The 21,870-nt window shown below is 66.2% G+C and carries 17 protein-coding genes; 6 read left to right on the forward strand and 11 right to left on the reverse strand.

Annotated features, from left to right (window positions below; translation table 11 throughout):
* Positions 1 to 56 precede the first annotated feature (56 nt).
* The 4 genes from fdhE to fdnG all read right to left on the reverse strand — a co-directional run bounded on the left by fdhE (position 57) and on the right by fdnG (position 5,734).
* The gene (gene fdhE / locus MYA_RS22355) at positions 57 to 1,007 is read right to left on the reverse strand and encodes a formate dehydrogenase accessory protein FdhE (protein WP_014725170.1); all 951 of its coding nucleotides are present in this window, start codon (positions 1,005 to 1,007) and stop codon (positions 57 to 59) included.
* A 107-nt stretch (positions 1,008 to 1,114) separates the two neighbouring features.
* Positions 1,115 to 1,741, reverse strand: a complete 627-nt coding sequence (locus tag MYA_RS22360; protein WP_011881787.1) for a formate dehydrogenase subunit gamma — start codon at positions 1,739 to 1,741, stop codon at positions 1,115 to 1,117.
* Positions 1,738 to 2,652 carry a formate dehydrogenase subunit beta gene (fdxH, locus tag MYA_RS22365; protein ID WP_014725172.1) on the reverse strand — a complete coding sequence of 305 codons (915 nt, stop codon included), beginning with the start codon at positions 2,650 to 2,652 and terminating at the stop codon, positions 1,738 to 1,740. Before fdxH ends, MYA_RS22360 begins: the two co-directional genes overlap by 4 nt.
* Positions 2,653 to 2,662: 10 nt before the next feature.
* Positions 2,663 to 5,734 (reverse strand): formate dehydrogenase-N subunit alpha, encoded by a 3,072-nt coding sequence (gene fdnG, locus MYA_RS22370; RefSeq protein WP_080957658.1) that lies wholly within the window; start codon positions 5,732 to 5,734, stop codon positions 2,663 to 2,665.
* Positions 5,735 to 5,886: 152 nt separating this feature from the next.
* Here fdnG and MYA_RS22380 point away from each other — a divergent pair, with 152 nt between their 5' ends.
* The 4 genes from MYA_RS22380 to MYA_RS22390 all read left to right on the forward strand — a co-directional run bounded on the left by MYA_RS22380 (position 5,887) and on the right by MYA_RS22390 (position 9,210).
* Positions 5,887 to 6,819 (forward strand): YihY/virulence factor BrkB family protein, encoded by a 933-nt coding sequence (locus tag MYA_RS22380; RefSeq protein ID WP_014725173.1) that lies wholly within the window; start codon positions 5,887 to 5,889, stop codon positions 6,817 to 6,819.
* 82 nt (positions 6,820 to 6,901) lie between these two features.
* Positions 6,902 to 7,156 carry a hypothetical protein gene (locus MYA_RS31415; protein WP_124260004.1) on the forward strand — a complete coding sequence of 85 codons (255 nt, stop codon included), beginning with the start codon at positions 6,902 to 6,904 and terminating at the stop codon, positions 7,154 to 7,156.
* Between the two features lie 61 nt (positions 7,157 to 7,217).
* Positions 7,218 to 8,381, forward strand: coding sequence for a porin (locus MYA_RS22385; RefSeq protein ID WP_011881782.1), 1,164 nt, complete (start codon positions 7,218 to 7,220; stop codon positions 8,379 to 8,381).
* Positions 8,382 to 8,736: 355 nt separating this feature from the next.
* Entirely contained in the window at positions 8,737 to 9,210 is a 474-nt protein-coding gene (locus tag MYA_RS22390; protein WP_014725175.1) for a VOC family protein, read from the forward strand.
* A 231-nt stretch (positions 9,211 to 9,441) separates the two neighbouring features.
* Here MYA_RS22390 and MYA_RS22395 read toward each other — a convergent pair whose 3' ends face one another.
* A complete protein-coding gene (locus tag MYA_RS22395; RefSeq protein ID WP_011881780.1) occupies positions 9,442 to 9,891 on the reverse strand; it encodes an HU family DNA-binding protein in 450 nt (149 codons plus the stop codon).
* Between the two features lie 280 nt (positions 9,892 to 10,171).
* Between MYA_RS22395 and MYA_RS22400 the strand changes: the two genes are divergently transcribed.
* A complete protein-coding gene (locus tag MYA_RS22400; RefSeq protein ID WP_014725176.1) occupies positions 10,172 to 11,290 on the forward strand; it encodes an acyltransferase family protein in 1,119 nt (372 codons plus the stop codon).
* A gap of 745 nt (positions 11,291 to 12,035) precedes the next feature.
* Here MYA_RS22400 and galU read toward each other — a convergent pair.
* Positions 12,036 to 12,923: a UTP--glucose-1-phosphate uridylyltransferase GalU gene (gene galU, locus MYA_RS22405; RefSeq protein WP_011881778.1), complete on the reverse strand. Its 888-nt coding sequence runs from the start codon at positions 12,921 to 12,923 to the stop codon at positions 12,036 to 12,038.
* 227 nt (positions 12,924 to 13,150) lie between these two features.
* Positions 13,151 to 13,294: a hypothetical protein gene (locus tag MYA_RS31985; protein WP_011881777.1), complete on the reverse strand. Its 144-nt coding sequence runs from the start codon at positions 13,292 to 13,294 to the stop codon at positions 13,151 to 13,153.
* Between the two features lie 214 nt (positions 13,295 to 13,508).
* Here MYA_RS31985 and MYA_RS22410 point away from each other — a divergent pair, with 214 nt between their 5' ends.
* The gene (locus MYA_RS22410) at positions 13,509 to 14,684 is read left to right on the forward strand and encodes an acyltransferase family protein (RefSeq protein ID WP_014725179.1); all 1,176 of its coding nucleotides are present in this window, start codon (positions 13,509 to 13,511) and stop codon (positions 14,682 to 14,684) included.
* A gap of 612 nt (positions 14,685 to 15,296) precedes the next feature.
* Here the strand turns inward: MYA_RS22410 and MYA_RS22415 are convergent.
* The 4 genes from MYA_RS22415 to MYA_RS31755 all read right to left on the reverse strand — a co-directional run bounded on the left by MYA_RS22415 (position 15,297) and on the right by MYA_RS31755 (position 21,838).
* Positions 15,297 to 17,750, reverse strand: a complete 2,454-nt coding sequence (locus MYA_RS22415; protein ID WP_014725180.1) for a glycosyltransferase family 4 protein — start codon at positions 17,748 to 17,750, stop codon at positions 15,297 to 15,299.
* Positions 17,747 to 19,213, reverse strand: coding sequence for a flippase (locus MYA_RS22420; RefSeq protein ID WP_014725181.1), 1,467 nt, complete (start codon positions 19,211 to 19,213; stop codon positions 17,747 to 17,749). Before MYA_RS22420 ends, MYA_RS22415 begins: the two co-directional genes overlap by 4 nt.
* An 18-nt stretch (positions 19,214 to 19,231) precedes the next feature.
* Positions 19,232 to 21,424, reverse strand: a complete 2,193-nt coding sequence (locus tag MYA_RS22425; protein ID WP_014725182.1) for a hypothetical protein — start codon at positions 21,422 to 21,424, stop codon at positions 19,232 to 19,234.
* A gap of 123 nt (positions 21,425 to 21,547) precedes the next feature.
* On the reverse strand, positions 21,548 to 21,838 hold the full coding sequence (locus MYA_RS31755) for a hypothetical protein (protein WP_158333100.1): 291 nt from the start codon (positions 21,836 to 21,838) through the stop codon (positions 21,548 to 21,550).
* Positions 21,839 to 21,870: the final 32 nt, after the last annotated feature.

The following is a 21,870-nucleotide window of genomic DNA, read 5'->3' on the forward strand; positions in this document are numbered from 1 at the left end:
CTCCATTTCGATGCGCGGCCCGCAGCCGGCGCGCGGCGGGCTGCGGTGTCACGCGCTCAGTCTGCTCGGTCGGCGTCCGCTTCGCGCGACACGTCGGGCCACAGCAGCGGGTTCGGCGAACTGCGCTGGTAGCCGGCTTCGTTCATCAGAAGGTCGAGCGTGAGGCTCGCGAGATCGTCGGCGAGCGGCTCGAATTCGTAGTCCTTCTCCTGATAGCCGATCTTGCGATAGGTCTTGCATTCGTCGCACGATTCGGCCTTCACCGCTTCGCTGCCGCCTTCGATCCCGTGGTACGCGATGCCCTTGGTCGAATCGCAGTGCGAGCACTTGGTGCGCACCATGTGCCACTCGGTCGTGCACAGCCCGCATTGCAGGAAGCGGTAGCCCTGGAACTGGCCGCCGACGCGCACGACGCTCGCGACCGGGTGCGTGCCGCACACCGGGCACAAGCCGGGCTGGTCGAGATACGGCACGTCGGCCGGCGCGACGCGGCTCGCGAGGTCGGTCCACACGACCTGCAGCGCGGCCATCAGGAACGGCGCGGTGGCCGGGTCGACTTCGGCGAAGCGCAGCGCGAGGATCGCGTCGGCCTGCGCGTCGAGTTCGGCGGGCGCCGTCAGGCGCAGCCGGTCGAGCAGCTTCGCGAGCGACGGATTGACGAGCCCGGCGCTTTCGACGCGATCGAGCAGCTCGTACAGCACGGCCCGCCACTGCGGATTGCGTTCGCCGTCGAGCGCCGGCACGAGCGGCATCGAATGCTGCTGCGCGCGTGCGATCGCCTCGGGCGACGGCAGCGGCAGGTTCAGCGCCTGCAGCGTCGCGTGCTGCGCGTCGGCCACGGTCGCCATCAGCCGCAGATAGCCGCTGATCGGGTTCAGGTCGGCGAGCTTGCGCAGCCGCGCGGCGCGCGCCGCGAACACGGAGCCGCGCTCCGGCAGACGAAAGCGCGGAATGGCCGAATGATCGAGTGCCGAGATCTCGGTCGGCTCGAGAATGCGTTGTGTCACGAGTATGTCTTCCAAAAAACAAGCGCCGACGAATCGGCGCTTCGGGGGCGATTCCTGCGGTTCGCGCAACGCCACGCCGAAGCCGGCGTGGCGTGCGCGCCGATGCGCTACTTCACGCTCTCACGGAACCACTTCGGGTGATGCTTGCGGGCCCAGCCCAGCGTGACGGTGCCGCGCACCATCGCGCCGATCGAGCCTTTCACCCACAACGCCGCGTAAATGTGCACGATGATGCTCGCAATCAGCACGAACGCCGCCGCCGCATGCACGACGGCCGCCGCGCGGATCACGCCGATCGGGAAGTAGAACGAGAAATAGCGACGCCAGATCACGATCCCGGACAGCAGGAGCAGCAGCAGGCAAGCCACCAGCGTGAAGAATAGCAGCTTCTGTCCGGCGTTATAGCGCCCCACCGGCGGCAGCCGGTCCTCCCGGTTGTTCACCACGTCGCCGATCTGCTTCAGCCATTGCCGATCGTCCGCGTCGAGCACGTTGTGATGCCAGAAGCGCACCACGAGAATCGCGAACGACACGAACATCACGACGCCGACGAACGGATGCAGAATCCGCGTCCACTGGCCGCCGCCGAACAGCGCGGTGAGCCAGAACATCGACGGATGGAACAGCGCGAGCCCGGACAGCGCGAGCAGCACGAACGTGATCGCGGTGATCCAGTGGTTGCTCCGCTCGTTCGGCGTGTAGCGGACGATCAGGTTGGGGTCGTCGTGCTTCATTTCGCGTCCTCCTTGATGCGTCGCGCCTCGTCGCGGGCGGCGGCTTCCTCGTCGTCGCTGACCTCGTTCGGACCGACCCGCGTGTAATGGAAGAACCCGGCCAGCGCGGTGAGCGCGAGCCCGGCGACCGCGAGCGGCTTCGCGATGCCCTTCCAGAGCTTCACCATCGGGCTGATCGACGGATTGTCGGGCAGCCCGTGGTACAGCGACGGCTTGTCCGCGTGGTGCAGCACGTACATCACGTGCGTACCGCCGACGCCCTGCGGGTCGTACAGCCCCGCATGCTCGAAGCCGCGCTCCTTGAGGTCCTCGATGCGCTCGGCCGCGTGCTGCTTCATGTCCTCCTTGGTGCCGAACACGATCGCGCCGGTCGGGCAGGTCTTCACGCACGCCGGCTCCTGGCCGACCGCGACGCGATCGGAACACAGCGTGCACTTGTACGCGCGATGGTCCTTCTTCGAGATCCGCGGAACGTTGAACGGGCAGCCGGTCACGCAATAGCCGCAACCGATGCAGTTCTCCTCGTGGAAATCGACGATCCCGTTGTTGTACTGCACGATCGCGCCCGGCGACGGGCACGCCTTCAGGCAGCCCGGGTCCTCGCAGTGCATGCAGCCGTCCTTGCGGATCAGCCACTCGAGGTCGCCGGCCGGGTTCTCGTATTCGGCGAACCGCATCACCGTCCACGAGTGCTCCGACAGGTCGGCCGGATTGTCGTAGATGCCGACGTTGGTGCCGACCTCGTCGCGCAGGTCGTTCCACTCCATGCACGCCGTCTGGCATGCCTTGCAGCCGATGCACTTCGATACGTCGATCAGCTTCGCGACGCTCCCGGTCACCGGTTCGCGCGCCGTGGGCGGCGGCGTCGTGGTGGCCGAGACGCGCTTGATATCCAGCGATTGCAATGCCATCTCTTTCCCCTTACGCCTTTTCGACCTTCACCAGGAACGACTTGAATTCCGGTGTGTACGAGTTGCCGTCGCCGACGGACGGAGTCAGGGTGTTCGCGAGATAGCCGGGCTTCGCCACTCCCTTGAAGCCCCAGTGCAACGGCACGCCGACCGTCTGAACCTTCTTGCCGTCGATCGTCAGCGGTTTGATCCGCTTCGTGACGAGCGCGACCGCGACGATGTAGCCGCGCTTGGACGACACCTTCACGCGATCGCCGTGCGCGACGCCGACTTCCTTCGCGAGGTCTTCGCCGATCTCGACGAATTGCTCGGGCTGGATGATCGCGTTCAGCCGCGCATGCTTGGTCCAGTAATGGAAATGCTCGGTGAGGCGGTACGTCGTCGCGACGTGCGGGAACTCCGACACCTTGCCGAACGACGCGCGGTCGTCCGCGAACACGCGGGCGGCCGGGTTGTTCAGCGCCTGCGGGTTGTCGGGGTGCAGCGGGTTCGCGGCGAGCGGCGTCTCGAACGGCTCGTAGTGCTCGGGGAACGGACCTTCGTTCATCGCCGCGCGCGCAAAGAAGCGCGCGACGCCTTCCGGATTCATGATGAACGGCCCCATCCCGTTCTCCGGCGGCTCGTCGGCCTTGAAGTCCGGCACGTCGGCGCCCTTCCACGCGCTGCCGTTCCAGCCGATCAGCTTGCGGGTCGGGTCGAACGGCTTACCGCTCACGTCGCACGACGCGCGGTTGTACAGGATCCGCCGGTTGGCCGGCCACGCCCACGCCCAGTTCAGCGTCTGGCCGATGCCGGTCGGATCGGCGTTGTCGCGTCGCGCCATCTGGTTGCCGGCCTGCGTCCACGCGCCGCAGAAGATCCAGCAGCCGCTCGCGGTCGTGCCGTCGTCCTTCAGCTGCGCGAACGCGGCGAGCTGCTCGCCCTTCTTCACGAGCGTCTTCGTCGGATCCTTCGGGTCGGGCAAGTCGGCGAGCGCACGGCCGTTGAACTCCATCGCCAGTTCTTCGGGCGTCGGGCTCTCGGGGTTCGCGTACGGCCACGTGAGGTTCACGATCGGGTCCGGGTACTTGCCGCCCTCCGCCTGGTACATCTTGCGCATCCGCAGGAACAGCCCCGACATGATCTCGAGATCGCTGCGCGCCTCGCCCGGCGGCTCCGCGCCCTTCCAGTGCCATTGGAGCACGCGGCTCGAACTGACGAGCGAGCCGTTCTCCTCGGCGAAGCACGTGGTCGGCAGCCGGAACACCTCGGTCTGGATCTTCGACGCGTCGACGTCGTTGAAATCGCCGTGCGGCTTCCAGAATTCGGACGTCTCGGTCGCGAGCGGGTCCATCACCACCAGCCACTTCAGCCTGGCGAGCCCGGCGGCCGTCTTCGCCTTCGACGGCGCGGCCGCGAGCGGGTTGAAGCCCTGGCAGATGTAGCCGTTCATCTTGCCGGCACTCATCAACTCGATTGCCTGCAGCAGGTCGTACTGCTTGTCGAGCTTCGGCAGGTAGTCGTACGCCCAGTTGTTGTCGGCGCTGGCCGCGTCGCCCCACCACGACTTCATGAAACTGACGTGGAACGCCTTGTAGTTCTTCCAGTAGCTGAGCTGGTTCGGCCGCAGCGGCTGCTGCGCGCGCTTCTTGATATAGCCGTCGAAGTCCTGCTCGGCCTGCATCGGGAGCGTCATGTAACCGGGCAGCAGGTTCGACATCAACCCGAGATCCGTCAGCCCCTGGATGTTCGAGTGGCCGCGCAGCGCGTTCATCCCGCCGCCGGCGATGCCGATGTTGCCGAGCAGCAGCTGCACCATCGCGCCGGTGCGGATGATCTGCGCGCCGATCGAATGGTGGGTCCAGCCGAGCGCGTACAGCACCGTGCCGGCGCGGCCGGGCACGGCCGTGGTCGCGAGCATCTCGCACACCTTCAGGAATTTCTCCTTCGGCGTGCCGCACACCTGCTGGACGAGCTCGGCCGTATAGCGCCCGTAGTGCTGCTTCAGCAGGTTGTAGACGCAGCGCGGATGCTGCAGCGTCGGGTCGACCTTCACGAAGCCGTCGTCGCCGCGCTCGTAGTCCCAGCTGGACTTGTCGGGGTACGCGTGCTTCTCGGCGTCGTAGCCGGAATAGATGCCGTCGTTGAACGCAAAATCCTCGCGCACGATGAACGAGAAGTCCGTGTAGTTCTTCACGTACTCATGCTGGATCTTGTCGTTCGTCAGCAGATAGTTGATGACGCCGCCCAGAAAGACGATGTCGGTGCCGGTGCGGATCGGCGCGTAATAGTCGGCGACCGACGCCGTACGCGTAAAGCGCGGGTCGACGACGATCAGTCGCGCCTTGCGGTGCGCCTTCGCCTCCGTCACCCACTTGAAACCGCACGGATGGGCCTCGGCTGCATTGCCGCCCATCACGAGAATCACGTCCGCGTTCTTGATGTCGACCCAATGGTTCGTCATCGCTCCACGGCCAAACGTCGGGGCAAGACCTGCCACCGTCGGGCCATGTCAGACACGCGCCTGATTATCGAATACGAGCATTCCGAGGCTGCGCACAGCCTTGTGCGTCAGGTAGCCGACTTCGTTGCTGCCCGCCGATGCGGCCAGCATGCCGGTGGTCAGCCAGCGGTTGACCCTGGCGCCGTCGTCGGTCGTCTCGACGAAATTCGCGTCGCGGTCGGCCTTCATCAGCTTCGCGATGCGGTCGAGCGCGTCGCCCCACGAGATGGGCTGCCACGTGTCCGAGCCCGGCGCGCGGTACTCGGGACGCGTCAGGCGGTTCGGGCTGTGGATGAAGTCGATCAGGCTCGCACCCTTCGGGCACAGCGTGCCGCGATTGACCGGATGGTCGGGGTCGCCTTCGATGTGGATGATGCTCGACTGCGCGTTCTTCGCGCCGTCGCCGAGGCCGTACATCAGGATGCCGCAACCGACTGAGCAATACGGACAGGTGTTGCGCGTTTCGACTGTGCGCGCCAGCTTGTACTGTCGGACTTCCGCGAGCGCTTGCGTCGGAGAAAAGCCCAGCAGGGCAAGACTCGATCCGGCAAGCGACGTGGCCGTCACCTTCAGGAACTGGCGCCGGGACATTTGTAGCATGGTGGTCTCGGGCGATTTTGTGAGGTTGGGGTGAAGCTGAAAGGAATTATAGACAGTTCAGGCAACTATGATCGAATCCTCGGATCAATACCGATATGCCCGCTCCACCGACGCCCCGCGTTCACCCGCGTTCATCAACAGACCGAACCGTCATGAAACGACCGATCACGTCCGAAGCCACCCGTCTCGCGCAGCAGCAGGCGAACTGGGCACTCAACGCGTTCAAGCGCTTCTCCTCCGACCGCTGCTCGGCGATGGCCGCCGGCATCGCGTTCTTCTCGGCGTTCTCGCTCGCGCCGACGCTCGTGATGGTGATCGCGGTGGCCGGCTGGTTCTTCGGCGACGACGCCGCGCGCGGCCAGGTGTTCGAGCAGGCGCACCAGCTGATCGGCGACGATGCGGCGGCCAGCATCCAGACGATCGTGCAGAACGCGCATCGCGCGGGCAGCAGCGGCGGCATCGCCACGCTGATTTCGTTCGCGGCGCTCGCGATCGGCGCGTCGGCGACGTTCGCGTCGCTGAACACCGCGCTGAGCGTGATCTGGCCGAGCACCGAAAACCGCTGGTCGAGCATGCTCGGGCTCGTGCGCGTGCGACTGGTGTCGTTCGGGCTCGTGCTCGGCGTCGCTTTCCTGCTGATCGTTTCGCTGGTGCTCGACACGGCGATCACGTTCGTCGGCACGTGGCTGCTCGGCGATTCGCCATACGTATTCATCACCAACGTGCTGCAGTTCTTCGTCGGCATCGCGGTGCTGGCCGGCGCGTTCGCCGCGTTGATGAAGTTCCTGCCCGACGCGCGCGTCGCGTGGCGCGACGCCATGGTCGGCGGAGTCGTGTCGGCCATCCTGTTCTCTGGAGGCAAGAAGCTGTTCGCGCTGTATCTGGCGCGGGCCGGCACGGCGAGCGCGTTCGGTGCGGCCGGGTCGTTCGCGGTGCTGCTGATGTGGCTGTACTTCTCGGCGGCCGTGCTGCTGCTCGGGGCTGAATTCGCGGCCGCGCGCGGCGATGCGCATCGCCGCGGCGACCCGCTGCCCGCTGCATCGGCGCCGCCGCAGCCTCCCGCCAAGCGCGCGCCCGGCAACTGACGCCGTAGCGGCCGCGTGCCATTACGCGAACGCGCAGCGTTTCGCAAGCCCCGCGCCGTCGCCCCTTTCGTGACGCGTTGAGATGCCGTTTGCATCGCGTGCCGCCGCCATCTGCATCGGCAAACGTTTGCACACTTCGATTTCTGTGCACACAACGGCGAAATACGTGCTGTTGCTGCACGGCGCATCAACTGTTGCAACAATCGCAGCGCACAACTTGTCAACTGTTTCAAAAACAGGAACAGTTGTTGATGTGCTTGATATATATGGATTTTTTCGCTCTGTTACCTTTTGGAGACACTTTATTTTTTGGGCTTTCTTGCCCGTATTGCACTGAGCTATTCTCCAATCCGCAACAAATAACGAATCACGAATCACTTGCGTGGAGATACTCAACGATGAAGAAACTTGCTCTCTCGACCCTGTCGCTGGCCCTGCTGGGCGCAGCCGGCGCCGCTCACGCTCAATCGAGCGTCACGCTGTACGGCGTGATCGACACGTCGATCACCTACATTCACGGTAACGCTGGTCAAGGCAACAATTCGTGGTCGATGGGCAGCGGCAACCTGCAAGGTGCCCGCTGGGGCCTGAAGGGTACCGAAGACCTCGGTGGCGGCCTGAAGGCAATCTTCCAGGTGGAAAACGGCTTCAACTCGACGAACGGCGCACTGGGCCAAGGCCAGCGCATGTTCGGCCGCCAGGCATTCGTCGGTCTGCAGAGCGACCAGTACGGTACGCTGACGCTCGGCCGCCAGTACGACCCGCTGGTCGACCTGGTTCAGGCAGTGACGGCTGACAACTACTTCGGCAGCGTGTTCGCTACGCCGGGCGACGTCGACAACAACGACAACAGCCTGCGCGTCAGCAACGCGATCAAGTACACGTCGCCGGTCTGGGGCGGTCTGCAATTCGAAGGCATGTACGCACTTGGCGGCGTCGCTGGCGCAACCGGCAAGGGCCAGACGTGGGCAGCGGCAGCAGCCTACAACAACGGCCCGCTCGGCGTGGCTGCAGGCTACTTCCACGCAAGCAACGCGTCGGCACTGAATGCGGCTGGCCAGCGCACCGGCTGGGCAGGCACGTCGGACTCGATCTTCGACGGCGATTCGGGCACCACGTTCATCAACAACGCGTTCACGTCGGCGGCGTCGATCGGCATCGCTCAGGTTGCCGCGCAATACGCGTTCGGCCCGGTCACGGTTGGCGCCGGCTACAGCAACGCGCAGTACAAGGCAGACGCGAACTCGACGTTCGGTACGAACCAGAAGTACAACACGGGTCGCGGGTTCGTCACGTACCAGGCGTCGGCACCGCTGCTGCTGGGCCTCGGCTACATCTACACGAAGGGTAGCGGCAACAACAACGGCAAGTACCATCAGGTTTCGCTCGGCGCCGACTACTCGCTGTCGAAGCGCACGGACGTCTACCTGGTTGGCGCGTATCAGCACGCCAGCGGCAAGAACGCGGACGGCACCGATGCGCAAGCAGCGATCGGTTCGTACGGCGTCGCCGGCACGAGCTCGCAGGAAATCGTCGCACTCGGCCTGCGCCACAAGTTCTAAGAAGTACGTTTCCGGTGTGCATGGCGTCTTCGACGCCATGTCGCCGAACTGCAAAACCAGCCCCGGCTTCGGCCGCGGCTGGTTTTTTTTCGTCCCGTGCGTGGCGGCGCGATGTCGGCCGCCCGATGCGCGTCCTGTGACGGACAGTATCGGCGGCGTTCGACAGCGGCGCTCGGGCCGTCTGTCGCGTGCCTGAGCGCATGCCGAACCCGTGCCCGGCACTACGTGTTGCCGGCGTCCGCCCGAACCTGAACCGCGTATGCTGCCAGCTGTCGATTTCGACGTACGTCGTGCGTCGTAACGATGGCGGGAGGCGAATTGCCAGCCTTCCCCGACACCTGACAGGAGACGCTCGATGACGATTCAGAAGATCACGCCGTTCCTCTGGTATACGACCGAAGCCGAAGAGGCCGCGGCGTTCTATGCGGGCATTTTCCCGAACTCGCGGGTCGTGCGCGTCACCGCGGTACAGGGGACCGCCGGCACGCGGATGGTCGAATTCGAACTGTTCGGCCAGCCGTTCATCGCGATGAGCCATCCGCGCACCGAGACGTTCAACCACACGGTTTCGCTGATGGTCAGTTGCGCGGACCAGGCCGAGCTCGACCGCTACTGGAGCGCGCTGCTCGACAACGGCGGCACCGCCGACGGCTGCGGCTGGCTGCGCGACCGGTTCGGCGTGTCGTGGCAGATCGTGCCGGACGCGCTGATCCCGATGATGGCCGATCGCGACACGGTCAAGGCCGGGCGCGTGGCCGCCGCGATGATGCAGATGACGAAGTTCGACGTTGCCGCGTTGCAGGCTGCCTACGCCGGCACGGCGAACTGACGCCAGCCGCCGCGCGCGTGCCGCCGGCTACTGCATACTGCAGCGCGTCGCGTTCGCCACGTGCGCAGCGCGCGCGAGCGCATCGGTCGGCGCGAGCGCATCGCGTCGTGCCGCACACGATCGGCCGCGCGGCCGACGCCATCAATGAAAAATCCCCGCACGCTTTCGCGTACGGGGATCGTCGGACGTTGCAACGGTCGCCGGCGTGGACGCGGCGACCGTCACGCTGCATTACGCAGCAGCGTCCTTCAGCTTCTTCAGCGCACGTGCCTTGACGCGCACGCTGGCCGGCTTCGCCGGGAACCAGCGCTCTTCGCCCGAGAACGGATCCTTGCCGAAGCGCTTCTTCTTCGCCGGCACGACTTGCGCCGTGATCTTCAGCAGACCCGGCAGCGTGAATTCGCCCGCGCCCTTCTTGTGGATCGAGCCCAGCACGACGTTCTCGAGTGCGACGAGCACTGCCTTGACCGCCTTCACTTCGACAGCTGCGCGCTCAGCGATGTGCGTTGCGAGCGATGCCTTCGTGAACTTGTCCTTCAGCGGCGTCGGAGCGGCCGGTGCTGCCTTCGCGGCAGCCTTCTTGGCCACTACTTTCTTCGCGGGCGCAGCCTTTTTGGCAGCCACTTTCTTGGTGGCCGGTGCGGCAGCCTTCTTGGCCACCTTTTTTGCGGAAGTCGCCATGTTTCTCCTACCAGGTGTGGTCGTTGGATACACGAAGCGTGCAACGCGCGCGCTTCAACGCCGGATTCTACAAGCGCGTCGACGCTTCGTGGAGTACTTTTGTGCGTTTTCGCGGGGTTTCCCGCAGGTTTTGTTGCGCTCGACCGACTTCGCCGACGTTCGAGCATCGAAAAACGCCTGCACGTATGCGTCGAACGCAGTGCTCGAACGCAGCCGAACGCGAATTACGTTCGATATTTGCGCACCTATACTGGCCTCGCTCAGTGCCCCGGATGCCTTCATGCGCGAAGTCAGATACGTCAAAGGACTCGACGGCCTGCGAGCCATCGCCGTCATTCTCGTTTTCCTGTCCCACAAGGGCCACGTCCTCGCCGTCGACGTGGGCAAGCTCGGTGTGTGGACGTTCTTCATCATCAGCGGATTCCTGATCGTCGGCGAACTGCATCGCAACCGTCAGGCGATCGAATGCGGCACGATGACGCGCCGTCATGCGCTCGCGCTGTTCCTCGCGAAGCGCGCGCTGCGGATCTTTCCCGTCTACTACCTGCTGCTCGCCGCGCTCGCGATCGCGCACGCGCTGTTCTACCAGCGCGGCGTCAAACTCGGCCTCGCGTGGCACGCGACGTTCCTGTCCAATTACTGGATCGGCGTCGTCAAGGACGGCTGGCCGGGCTCCACGTCGCACTTCTGGAGCCTCGCGGTCGAGCAGCAGTTCTATCTGATCGCGCCGCTCACGCTGCTCGCGGTGCCGGCCGCGCGCCATGTCGCGCTCGGCGTCGCGGCCGTCGCGCTGTGTGCGCTCGCGCATCTCGCGCTGTATGCGGTCGATGCATCGCCGGTGCTGATCTACGCGTTTTCGCCGTGGAATTTCGCGCTGATCGCACTGGGCGGCGTGGGTGCGATGGCGCTCGCGGATCACGGCCGCGGCGTCCTGCGTCGCGTGCCGCCGGGATGGGTCGGCGCGGCGGGCGTCGTGTTCTTTCTCGCGCTGCCCGCGCTCACGCCGCTGCCGGACGTCGTCACGGGGCTCGCGGATCTCGGCCTGTCGGCGTCGCTCGGCTCGCTGATGCTGTGGATCGTCACAGAGCCGGACCATCCGGCCGTCGCGCTGCTCGACTGGGCGCCGCTCGTCTACCTCGGCACGATCAGCTACGGCTTCTACCTGTTCCACAACCTGGTGCCGGCGCGCTTCGGCACGATGCCCGCGCTGTTTGCGCGCGTGCCGCTGCCCGCGTTCGTGCGCGACGCGCTGCCCGAGCTGCTGCAGTTCGCGCTCGCCGTGCTGCTCGCTCATCTGTCGTGGCGCTACCTCGAAAAGCGCCTGCTCGACTTCAAGAAGCCGATCGCCGCGATGCTCGCGCGGTACTTCGTCGCGCGGCCGAGCGCGTCTGCGCGCTGACGGAACGGCGGATCTTAGCGACGACGGCGCTATGGCCGGCGACGTTCGCGCGGCGGGTTGGGTGGTTGATTGCGAGCCCGGCTAACGTTGCCGCGATGGATTTGTTGCATACGCGTTCCGTGCCGACGTGCTCGAACCGCCACGCGCATCCAACCGTAAGCGCTGGCCGATGCGGCTCGACGTGCGCGCTTCGATGGGTGCATCGCGAGATGTGCGTCCTGGCATATGCGACCGACCGGTGCGTCCCGATGTGCGTATCCCAACATAGAGGCCCTGACGGGTGCATCCCTACACGCGCGCCTACGTGCTCGTCCCGATGTGTGCGTCCCGACACGGCCGACCCGACAGGTGGGTTCCGACATATGCGTCCCGGCGCGTGTGTCCCGCCGGGTACGCTCCGGCGTGCGTGTCCCGACGTGGCCGCCCCAACGTGTGTCTCCCGACATATGCGTCCCGACATGTCCGTGCGGACGTGTGTGCCCCCATGTGCGCGTCCCGACGCGCGCACCCGCCACGCACCCCACCCCGCGCGCGCAGCCGGTCGCGACACGCAACGCAGCGGCCCGGCAGCCGCACGCGTAGCCCACTCCCCCGGACAGCGGCCGATCGACCGCGCGCATGACGCGCCCACCACCCCACCGTTGCCACCGCATCGCACGTACGCACGCAAAAATGCCCCGGCGCGCGAAGCGGCCGGGGCCAACGGAACAACCACCACCTGAAACAGCGAAAGGAGCGGGGCTACTTATGCGACGGCAGCGAGCGCCGGCAGACAGGTACGCAGATACGCCTCGAATTCGCGGCTCACTTCCGGATGCTGAAGCGCGAACTCGACGGTTGCCTTCAGGTAGCCGAGCTTGCTGCCGCAATCGAAACGCGTGCCGTAGTAGCGGTACGCGAGCACCTGTTCGTTCGCGAGCAGCGACTGCACGGCGTCGGTGAGCTGCAGCTCGCCGCCCGCGCCCGGCTTGATCCGGCGCAGATGATCGAAGATCGTCGGCATGAACACGTAGCGGCCGACCACGCCGAGGTTCGACGGCGCATCTTCCGGCGCCGGCTTCTCGATGATGCCCGCCAGCTTGATGATGTCCTCTTCCCATTCGCGGCCCTCGACGACGCCGTACGAGCGGCTGTCCTCGCGCGCGATCGTCTCGACCCCGATCACCGAGCTGTGGTAGTGGTCGAACACGTCGACGAGCTGCTTGAGCACCGGCTGCTCGCCGTGCAGCAGATCGTCCGCGAGAATCACCGCGAACGGCTCGCCGTGCACGAGCTTTTCCGCGCACAGCACCGCATGGCCGAGCCCGAGCGCTTCCGGCTGACGCACGTAGAAGCAGTCCACGTTGCTCGGCTTGATGCCGCGCACGAGCTCGAGCAGCTTTTCCTTGCCGCGCGCCTCGAGTTCGGCCTCGATTTCGTATGACTTGTCGAAATGATCCTCGATCGCGCGCTTGCTGCGCCCCGTCACGAAGATCATCTCCGTGATACCTGCGTTGATCGCTTCCTCGACCGCGTACTGGATCAGCGGCTTGTCCACGACAGGCAGCATTTCCTTCGGGCTCGCCTTCGTTGCTGGGAGGAACCGCGTGCCGAGACCGGCAACGGGGAACACGGCCTTGGTGACTTTCAACATGTTCGCATCCTGATTGCGTTGAATGCGCCGCGTCGCCCAGCGACCCGGCGCGAATGTTTTGCGGGCGGTTTATCGGGAACCGGCGGCGCAGCCAATTCCAATCCGCATGTTTTCGATATGGACCGATTATCCGACCATCCGGAAAACAGATAATTCATAATCCGGTCGATATTGCCGCATACGGCATCGCTACGGAAACAAATTACCGATTCTTCGGATACAAATAGTTACGATTCGAATTCCTCGATATACGGGACGCCGCCCCGTTCGACGCCGGGGCGAATCGGCTCGTTCTTCAGCGCCTCGCGGTAGGCCGACAGCACGGCCATGACCAGCAGTACCGCTGCGCTCGCGATCCAATGCATATCCATCTTGCCGCTCCTTTGCATCAATCATCCGGAGCTTCAAACTATCAGAAAAAAATCCGCAAATAATTGCACCCCGTCCGAACCCGCTTTCACCCCGATATAAAACCACGATCCGAAATACGGTTATTCGCCGGCGGGATTTTTTTATTGATTCGCTCGAATTCTTGCGCATTACGATCGGACCATCCCCTTCATCCGTCGCAAGGATTCGAATCGCATGCAAGCATTCAGCGGATCGCCTTTGACTGCGCCGCCCGTCGCCGATCACAAGGAACACGTGATCGACGCGATGCGCGGGTTCGCGGCGCTGCTCGTCGCCTATTTTCATTGCCGGCAGGTCGTCTGGGTCGGCATGCAAGGCTTCCATCGCGCTTACGGCCACGCGCTCGACCCGAGCGTGATCGTCGGCTATCTGACGTTCCCGTTCGCGTGGGGGTCGGCCGGCGTGCCGATCTTCTTCGTGATCAGCGGCTACTGCATACACCGCAACGCGGCGCTCAAGCTCGCGGCCAACCCGGCGTACCGGCTCGATGCGCCGAACTTCTGGGCGCGCCGCTTCGCGCGCATCTATCCGGTGCTGCTCGCCGCGCTGCTGTTCACGCTCGCGATGGATGCGATCAGCCTGCAGATCGCGCCGGTCAGCCACAAGATCCGCGACATCGGGCTCAGCGCATTCGTCGTGAACCTGCTGTCGCTGCAGGGCGTCGCGGGCTACACGTACGGCTCGAACGGCGCGCTGTGGACGCTGTCGCTCGAGGTGCAGTTCTATGTGATCTATCCGCTGCTGTTCGCGCTGCGCCGGCGCGTCGGGATGCCGGCGATCGTGGCGGCCGTCGCGCTGGTGAACGTCGCGTCGGCGTGGCTGCTCGAGCGGCACGATCTGCAGTTCTTCACGTCGTACTGGCTGTCGTGGACGGTCGGCGCGTGGATCGCCGACGTGCGCGCCCAGCCCGCGCGCGGCGCGACCGCCGTGCCGTCGCGCTGGTGGTACGGCGCGGCCGCGCTGTTGCTCGCCGCCGGTTGCGGCGCGTTCCACTTCGGCCAGTACGGCGCGTTCCAGCTGTGGGCGGCCGGCTTCGCGTGCTTCCTGTACCGCGCGCTCGCGTGCCCGCCGCGCCCGACGCCGCTGCTGCGGCTGCTCGGCTGGTTCGGCGACTTCAGCTATTCGCTGTATCTGATCCACCTGCCGCTGTTCGTGTGCCTCGGCTCGGTGCTGTTCCATTCGGAATTGCAGTTGTCGATCTGGCCGTCGTTCGGCTTCATGGCCGCCGCGATTCCGGTCGCGTATCTGTTCTACCGGCTGTTCGAACGCCCGGCGATGACGTGGTCGGCGAGCTTCAAGCCCGCGCGTACGGCGCGCGCCGTCGCGCCGACGCCCGAACAGGCTGCCTGAACGCGGCACTCCGGCATGCCCGCTCGGATCGACTTCCGCCCGGCGGCGCCGTTTCAGCGGCAGCGCGGCGATCCGCCCGCGAAGGTGCGTCGCGATGGGTCGGACGGGTGGTGCTTGCAGCGTCGACGAAGCGCTGGGCTTGGATGGCATGCGCGCGCCGACGCGCAAACTCGACGCACGTGCATGCAGGCGCCACGCGAAACCGCAGCGACGCCGGCCGGACCGCTGCACCGCAGTTGCCGGGGTTGCCGCAGTTGCCCCAGAGGCGGACCGAGCCGGCTCTGCATCAGCGCCGCGAAGCGTCTGTCATCGCCGCCTTCCGGCCGCGTCTCGTGCTACCCCGCAAGCGACCACTCGCTCCCGCCCACAGCCACGCGTCGGCTGGCCCGAAGCGGCACATAGAAACGAACGCGGAAACAAAACCGCACCCGCCGAGAGAACACCGATCGACGAGCCGGCGTTGCGCATCTTCGACTACGACGACGATGACGCCCCGCGCGCCGCATCTTGCGCGCCAAACAACAAGAGGCCCTCATGCAGCACACCACTGCATGAGGGCCCCTCCTCGCCGCCTCGTGCCGACAAGAATCGACACGCCTCGACGCCTCGCGCCTAGCGCTTCTTCGCCTTCGCGGCCTTCGCCGTATCGGCGAGGATCTTCTCGACCCGCTCGACATAGGTTTCGGTGCCGAACCGGCGCACCGCGGTCGCTCGCCCGCTCGCGACCAGCCGCTCGCGCAGCGCGCCGTCGTGCTTGAGCCTGCCGAGCGCATCGGCCAGCGCGGCCGCGTTGCCGGGCTCGCACAGCAGCCCGTTCTCGCCGTCCTCGATGATCTCGACGACGCCGCCCGCCCGCGCCGCGACCACCGGCCGCCGCGCCAGCATCCCCTCGACGATCACGCGCCCGAACGGCTCCGGCGTGATCGACGTGTGCGCGACCATGTCGACCGCCTTCATGCATGCGGCCACGTCGCGCTGGAACCCGAGGAAGTGCACGCGATCGCCCATCCGGTGCCGCGCGACCGTCTCGTGCAGCTGCGCCGCGTACTCGTCCTCGCCGAACAGCGGCGCGCCGACCAGCACGACGTGCATGTCGGGATGGCGCGTCGCGGCTTCCAGCAGCAGATGCTGCCCCTTCCAGTGCGCGAGCCGGCTGAACGAGCCCACCAGCCACGCGTGCTCCGGCAGCCCGAAGCGTGCGCGCAACGCGGCCTGGCTGACGTTCTCCAGCGCGTCGAACGGTCCGGCCGAGATGCCGTTGAACACCACGTCGACGTGCTGCGGCGTGAAGCCGGTCAACGCACGGAACGCCTGCGCGGACGCGTCCGAGTTCGCGATCACGCGCGTGATGCCGAACCGCGCGCAATACTTGATGGCCTTCAGCTGCTTGCCGCCGAAATGGTCGCCGCTGACGATGTCGCGCAGATGCCAGACCACCGGCTTGCGCGCGAGCCGCCCGGCCAGCGCCGCGACCACCATCGCGCGCTGCGTGTTCGCGTAGATCACTTCCGCACGGCGCGCGCGCCGCGCCACGTTGCGCACGAGCGCGACGAGCTGCTTCAACGCGCCGGCCGACACGCCGCCCTGCTTGCGCACGCCAGCGAGCGCGCCCTGGTCGAGCACGTCGACGCGCGCGCCGATCTCGTCGAGCGCCGCGCGAAACGGGCCGTCGTCGAACAGCAGCACGTCGGCGTTCGCGCGCATGTGCTTCATGATCTCCAGCAGCGACAGCTCCGCGCCGCCGAGCACGCCGCTCTGGTCCAGCACGAGCGTCGCCGGGCCGCGCGCGACCGGCAGCGGCGCGACGGCCGTGCTGCGCTGCGCGGTCGAGCCCGGCAGCGCCGCCTCGACGTAGTCGAGAAAGCGCTGCCTGAACGTGTCGGCGGAGAAGCGCTCGGCGTTCGCGCGGCACGCACGCGGCGCGAAGCGCTGCGGCGCCCGCTCGAACTCGTCGACCGCCGCGACGATCGCATGCGGCGTCTGTTCGTCGAAGAACAACCCGGTCGGATGCGCGTGCGAGGTCGGCTCGAGCACCGTTTCGAGCGCGCCGCCCTTGCCGTACGCGATGACCGGCGTGCCGCACGCCTGCGCCTCGACCACCGAGATTCCGAAATCCTCCTCGGCCGCGAACACGAACGCCTTCGCGCGCCGCATCCGGTCATGCAGCACCGCGAACGGCTGGTAACCCATGATCTCGACGTTCGGGCCGGCCTTCGCGCGGATCTTCTGCATCTCGGGGCCGTCGCCGATCACGACGAGCTTGCGCTCCGGCGTGCGCGAAAACGCTTCGACGATCAGGTCGATCTTCTTGTACGGCACCATCCGCGAGGCGGTCAGGTAGAAATCGTCCTTCACGTCGTTCAGCGAGAAGCCGTCGACGTCCACCGGCGGAAAGATCACCGCCGCGTCGCGGTGGTACACCTTGCGGATGCGCCGCGCGATGAACGCGGAGTTCGCGATGAAGCCGTCCACCGCGTTCGCGGTGCGCGTGTCCCAGTTGCGGATGTAATGCAGGATCATCCGCGCGAGCAGCGACTTCGGCCCGTGCGTCAGATTCGATTGCTCCAGATACTGATGCTGCAGGTCCCACGCATAGCGGATCGGCGAATGCACGTAGCTGATGTGCAGCTGGTCCGGGCCGGTCAGCACGCCCTTCGCGACCGCATGGCTGCTGGAGATCACGAGGTCGTAGTCGGACACGTCGAGCTGCTCGATCGCGAGCGGCATCAGCGGCAGGTAGCTGCGGTACTTGGTGCGCGCGAACGGCAGCTTCTGGATGAACGAAGTCGTCACGGGCTTGCCGCGCACGAACGCGCGGTCGTCGAGGAAATCGACGAGGCTGAACAGGTCCGCGTCGGGAAAGCACGCGATGATCTGTTCGAGCACGCGCTCCGCGCCCGCATACGTGACGAGCCAGTCGTGGACGATCGCGACGCGCAGCGGACGCGACGCATCGCGTGCGCTCGCGCGAGCGGGCGCTTCGGTGCGGCGCAGTACGGCATCGCCGGCCGCGGCCGCGTCGGCCGTGGCGAAGTTCAAGGCGTGTTCCGCCAGATCGCGATTCATACGGTTTTCCTCGCATTGAGACGGACGAACAGGTCGCGCACGAGCGCGCGCAGCCCAGGAGTCATCGTGAGCGACCACGCCAGGTTCAGCACGAGCACGACGGCGCACAGGCCGATCGACTCGCCGAGCCCCGACCATGCTTGCGCGAGCAGCAGGCTCGCGAGCAGGAAGGCGAGATGCGCGAGCATGTCGAGCACGATCGCGCGCATCCGGATCGCCGACAGGTAGAGCAGCACGCCGTAGTCGACCAGCGCGCGCACGGCGACGACCACCGCCGCGCCGATCAGCCCGAAGTGATGAATGCCGAACCACAGCGCGCCGACGAAGAACGGCATTTCGACGAGCCCCGCGAACGCGGCGCGCGCCGGATTGACCTGCGACTGGATCAGGATGCGCGTGACGCTCGCCTGCCCGACGAGCCACACGCTGATCACCAGCACGCGCCCGACCGGCGCCGAATGCGCGGCGAGATCGGCGCCGACCCACAGCGTCAGGAACGGCGCGAGCGCGAAGATCGCGACGATGCCGACCGGCGTGAACACGCCGTTCAGGAATTCGAGCGACTGGCGCGCGAGCGTGTCGGCGTGATCGCGGCCGACCGCCGACAGGCGCGGAAACAGCGTGCGCACCAGCGCGTTCGGCAGCATGTTGAGCCGCGTGACGAGGTTCTGCGGCACGGTGTAGTAGGTGACGAACTTCGCGCCCATGCCGGCGCCGAGCATCACGCGGTCGAGCGTGTCGGCGATCATGCTGGCCATGCTCGCGATCAGCATCCAGCCGCCGAAGTTGAACAGCCCTTTCGCGGTGCCCCACTGCGGCGGATCGATGCGGCGGATGCCGAGCACCTTGATGCTCGCGTGGCCGAGCATCACCGCCGCGATCAGCCGCGCGACCACCGCCGCGGCGAGCACCGTCTGCAGGTTCGGCGCGATCCACCACGCGGCGCCGAGCGGCAACAGCTGGAACAGGAACGTGCCGATCGTCTGGTTCGTGTTGAACACGCCGAAGCGTTCCGCGCCGTTGATCGCGCCGGCGAACACCCACGACACGTTCGCGAGCGGAATCGCGAGCGCGAGCCACGGCAGCGCGAGATACACCTCGTGCTGCATCGCCGCCGACACCTTCGTGAAGTACGCGGTATAGACGAACGCGCCGAAGTAGATCAGCAGGCCGCCCGCGATGCCGGTGCCGAGATTGAGCCAGAACGCGCTCCAGAACACGCGCGCGCTTTCGGCCGCATCGCCGCTCGCGAGCGCCTTCGAGATGTGGTTCTGCGCGGCCATGCTCATCCCGAGATCGAGGATCCCGAAATAACCGATCAGCGTCCACACGAGGCTGACGACGCCGTAGCGCTCCACGCCGAGTGCATGGATGTACGCAGGCACCGTGACCAGCGACACGAAGGTCGGCAGGATCAGCCCGATGAAGTTGATCGAAACGTTCTTGAGTATGCCTTTGTCCATGCTCTTGCCTATCGGCCGTTACGGTTTCCAGCGGTACATCAGCACCTTGCCGCGCGCGTCTTCCTCGACGAACACCAGGTATTCGCCGTTCTCGCGCCGGAACGCGCTGATGCCGAACGGCACGTCGACCCAGCCCGACGCGCGGCCGACCTCTGCACCGGGGCTCATCACGCCCACTTCCTTGCCGGTTTCCTTGTCGTACACGTGGATCTTCCCGACCGGCTCGACCGTGAAGAGGTAGCGGCCCTCGACGGTGATCCCGATCAGATCGAAGATCGGCTTCGCGTCGAGCTGCCACGGCAACGCGACCTGGTAGCGCAGCACCGGCGAGCCGCTCGACCATTTGTCGAAGCGCACCAGCACGCGGCCGACCTCCTTGTTGATGCCCGGTTGCGGCGGCGCGTCCGCGGTATAGCCGGTCACGTACAGCGTGTCGGTCTGCGGCTCGTAGAGCGCGCGGCGCAGCTGCGTGAACGGCTGCGGCATCGGATAGGTCGTGACCTTGTCGTACGAATAGATCGGGTTGCCGGCCTTGTCGACGCCGCCGTAAGCGAAGCGATGGATGCCGCGCACGTCGCTCGTGCGCCAGATGTCGCCCTTCGTGTCGACCCACCAGCCCCAGCCGCCCGCCTTCGCCTTGCCGGTCGTGTTGATCGTGAATTCGTCGGCGTCGAGCCGGCCGTTGCCGTTCGCATCGCGCCAGATCCAGTCACCGCCCGGCGGCTTGTTCGGCACCTTGTCGACCGGCCGCGCACGGCCCGCGATCAGCCCCGACGGAATCGCGACCTCGCCGTCGCGCTTGGCGTCGAAGCGGTAGATCTTCAGGTGATCGGCGTACATGTCGGTCAGGTACAGGAACGTGCGGCCGTCGAGGCGGCGCGCGAACGGCATGCCCGGATACTGGTCCGTGTGGAACACCGGGTCGTCCGGATACTTGAAGCGGTTCGACAGGAACCCGACGTATTTCCAGTCCTGCCCAGGCGGCTTCGACAGGTCGAGCTCGAAGCGCTTGTTGCCCGTGTACACGCTGTTCGGCCGCGCGGGATCGAGCCACGCGCCGTCGACGAACAGCAGCCCCTGCACCTGCCAGCGCAGCTTGCCGTCGGGCGTGTAGCTTTCGAGCACCGCGCCGAGCCCGGCGCCGATCGTGTCGTGGCGCGGCCCGATGCCGTTCATCGACACGTACACGTTGCCGGCGCGATCGACGCCGACACCGGTCAAGCCGTTGAAGCGCTGCGGCCCCGGACGCCCCGGCACCGGGCCGGCAAAGATGCCGCCGCGCTCGCCGAGCGTGCCGGACGGCGCATAGCCGTGGCCGCCCTTCGAAAAAATCAGCACCTGCTGGCGCGGGCCGTTGTCCGCGATCAGCACGCGCCCTTTCGCATCGACCGCCACGTCCACCGCCGCGGTGCCTTCGGGCAGCGCGGGCGCGTCGTCGAGCTTGCGGCCGTCGGCGCGCACGTGCGCGAGCCGCGCGGGGCCGGTGAGCGTGTCGGTCAGCAGCCACAGCGTGCCGTCGCCGGCCAGCGCGATGCGGCCCGGCTCGTGCGCGCTCCAGGTGGCCTTCTTCTGCATCGTGTCGGCGTCGTACACGTCGACTTCGTCGTGCGTCGGGTTCGTCGCGAACAGCGTCTTGTCGTCCGCGGCGAGGCCGCCCACTTCGGCCTTCGACTCGCCCACCTCCGAGCGCGCCGGCGCCGCCACCTCGTTCATCACCATGAAGCTCGCGGCCATCCGTGCGCGGCCCGCATCGGCGCGCCCGCCGGGCGCGACCTGCGGCGCCGCGCGAAACGGCGCGGGCTGTTTCATGTCGCCGAGCGTGCGCCGTGAAATGCCGAACCACTGCTTGCCCTTGTCCGGCCAGATGCCGGGCGACTGCAGATGGCCGCGCTCGTTGCCGACGCCGATCGCGACGTACGCGTACTTGCCGTTGACCGCGACCGCGCTGCCGCCGAGGTTGCCCCAGCCGTGCGTGCCGCCGGCGAAGCCGAGCATCTTGCCATCCTGATAGACGCTCGCTTCAGCGCCGCTCTCGTCCCACGGCGCGTTCGTATACACCTTGCCGTCGGGCGTGACCGCGATCGCGCGGATATCGATCTGCGTCCAGCTGCCGTCGCCATAGCCGAACGTATTGCCGATCCACGACGTGGTCGCGGGCAACACGTTTTCGGCCGGGGCGGCGCTCGCCGCGAGCGCCGCGCATACGGCCATGCCAACCAGAATCACACGTCGCAATGCGCTCTCCAGACTCGATGCAGAAGCGACCGGCGGCGCGGTAAAAAGGCCCGCGCAAACGCCCTGTCACTAAATGGGTTTCAAACGTCGCGATGCAGGTTACAAGCAAAAATAATCACAAGAAATTTGGAAATATTTGGGGATGTTTCCGTATGAAATATCTCGCGGCGCGCAGCAAAGAAATGGCGGGAATGCGGCAATAACGACCGCATGTTGGTTCGGCGTCCCGTAGAAAATGCCGCATCGGCCCGCCACACGGGGCACACGGCCTGCAAACCTTTCATGCAGCGCACGAATTGCGCGCAATTCGAATCTTTCCAGGCGAATAAATGAGCTGCGTTTTTTTGCCGATTTCTTTTCCCTAGAATCGATTTCGATTCGATATTTCATTTAAACGCATGGATTACGTTCACGCATCGAAT

The organism is Burkholderia sp. KJ006 (assembly GCF_000262695.1).
In the GTDB taxonomy this organism is placed as follows: domain Bacteria; phylum Pseudomonadota; class Gammaproteobacteria; order Burkholderiales; family Burkholderiaceae; genus Burkholderia; species Burkholderia vietnamiensis.

Bases quoted from the DNA above. Each gene is read 5' to 3' on its own strand.
- MYA_RS22400 (WP_014725176.1), top strand. From the start codon at position 10,172: ATGCGCGAAGTCAGATACGTCAAAGGACTCGACGGCCTGCGAGCCATC.
- MYA_RS22395 (WP_011881780.1), bottom strand. From the start codon at position 9,891: ATGGCGACTTCCGCAAAAAAGGTGGCCAAGAAGGCTGCCGCACCGGCC.
- MYA_RS22385 (WP_011881782.1), top strand. From the start codon at position 7,218: ATGAAGAAACTTGCTCTCTCGACCCTGTCGCTGGCCCTGCTGGGCGCA.
- galU (WP_011881778.1), bottom strand. From the start codon at position 12,923: ATGTTGAAAGTCACCAAGGCCGTGTTCCCCGTTGCCGGTCTCGGCACG.
- MYA_RS31415 (WP_124260004.1), top strand. From the start codon at position 6,902: ATGCCGTTTGCATCGCGTGCCGCCGCCATCTGCATCGGCAAACGTTTG.
- MYA_RS22410 (WP_014725179.1), top strand. From the start codon at position 13,509: ATGCAAGCATTCAGCGGATCGCCTTTGACTGCGCCGCCCGTCGCCGAT.
- MYA_RS22360 (WP_011881787.1), bottom strand. From the start codon at position 1,741: ATGAAGCACGACGACCCCAACCTGATCGTCCGCTACACGCCGAACGAG.
- MYA_RS31985 (WP_011881777.1), bottom strand. From the start codon at position 13,294: ATGGATATGCATTGGATCGCGAGCGCAGCGGTACTGCTGGTCATGGCC.
- MYA_RS31755 (WP_158333100.1), bottom strand. From the start codon at position 21,838: ATGAAATATCGAATCGAAATCGATTCTAGGGAAAAGAAATCGGCAAAA.
- MYA_RS22415 (WP_014725180.1), bottom strand. From the start codon at position 17,750: ATGAATCGCGATCTGGCGGAACACGCCTTGAACTTCGCCACGGCCGAC.
- MYA_RS22420 (WP_014725181.1), bottom strand. From the start codon at position 19,213: ATGGACAAAGGCATACTCAAGAACGTTTCGATCAACTTCATCGGGCTG.
- MYA_RS22390 (WP_014725175.1), top strand. From the start codon at position 8,737: ATGACGATTCAGAAGATCACGCCGTTCCTCTGGTATACGACCGAAGCC.
- MYA_RS22380 (WP_014725173.1), top strand. From the start codon at position 5,887: ATGAAACGACCGATCACGTCCGAAGCCACCCGTCTCGCGCAGCAGCAG.
- fdxH (WP_014725172.1), bottom strand. From the start codon at position 2,652: ATGGCATTGCAATCGCTGGATATCAAGCGCGTCTCGGCCACCACGACG.
- MYA_RS22425 (WP_014725182.1), bottom strand. From the start codon at position 21,424: ATGGCCGTATGCGCGGCGCTCGCGGCGAGCGCCGCCCCGGCCGAAAAC.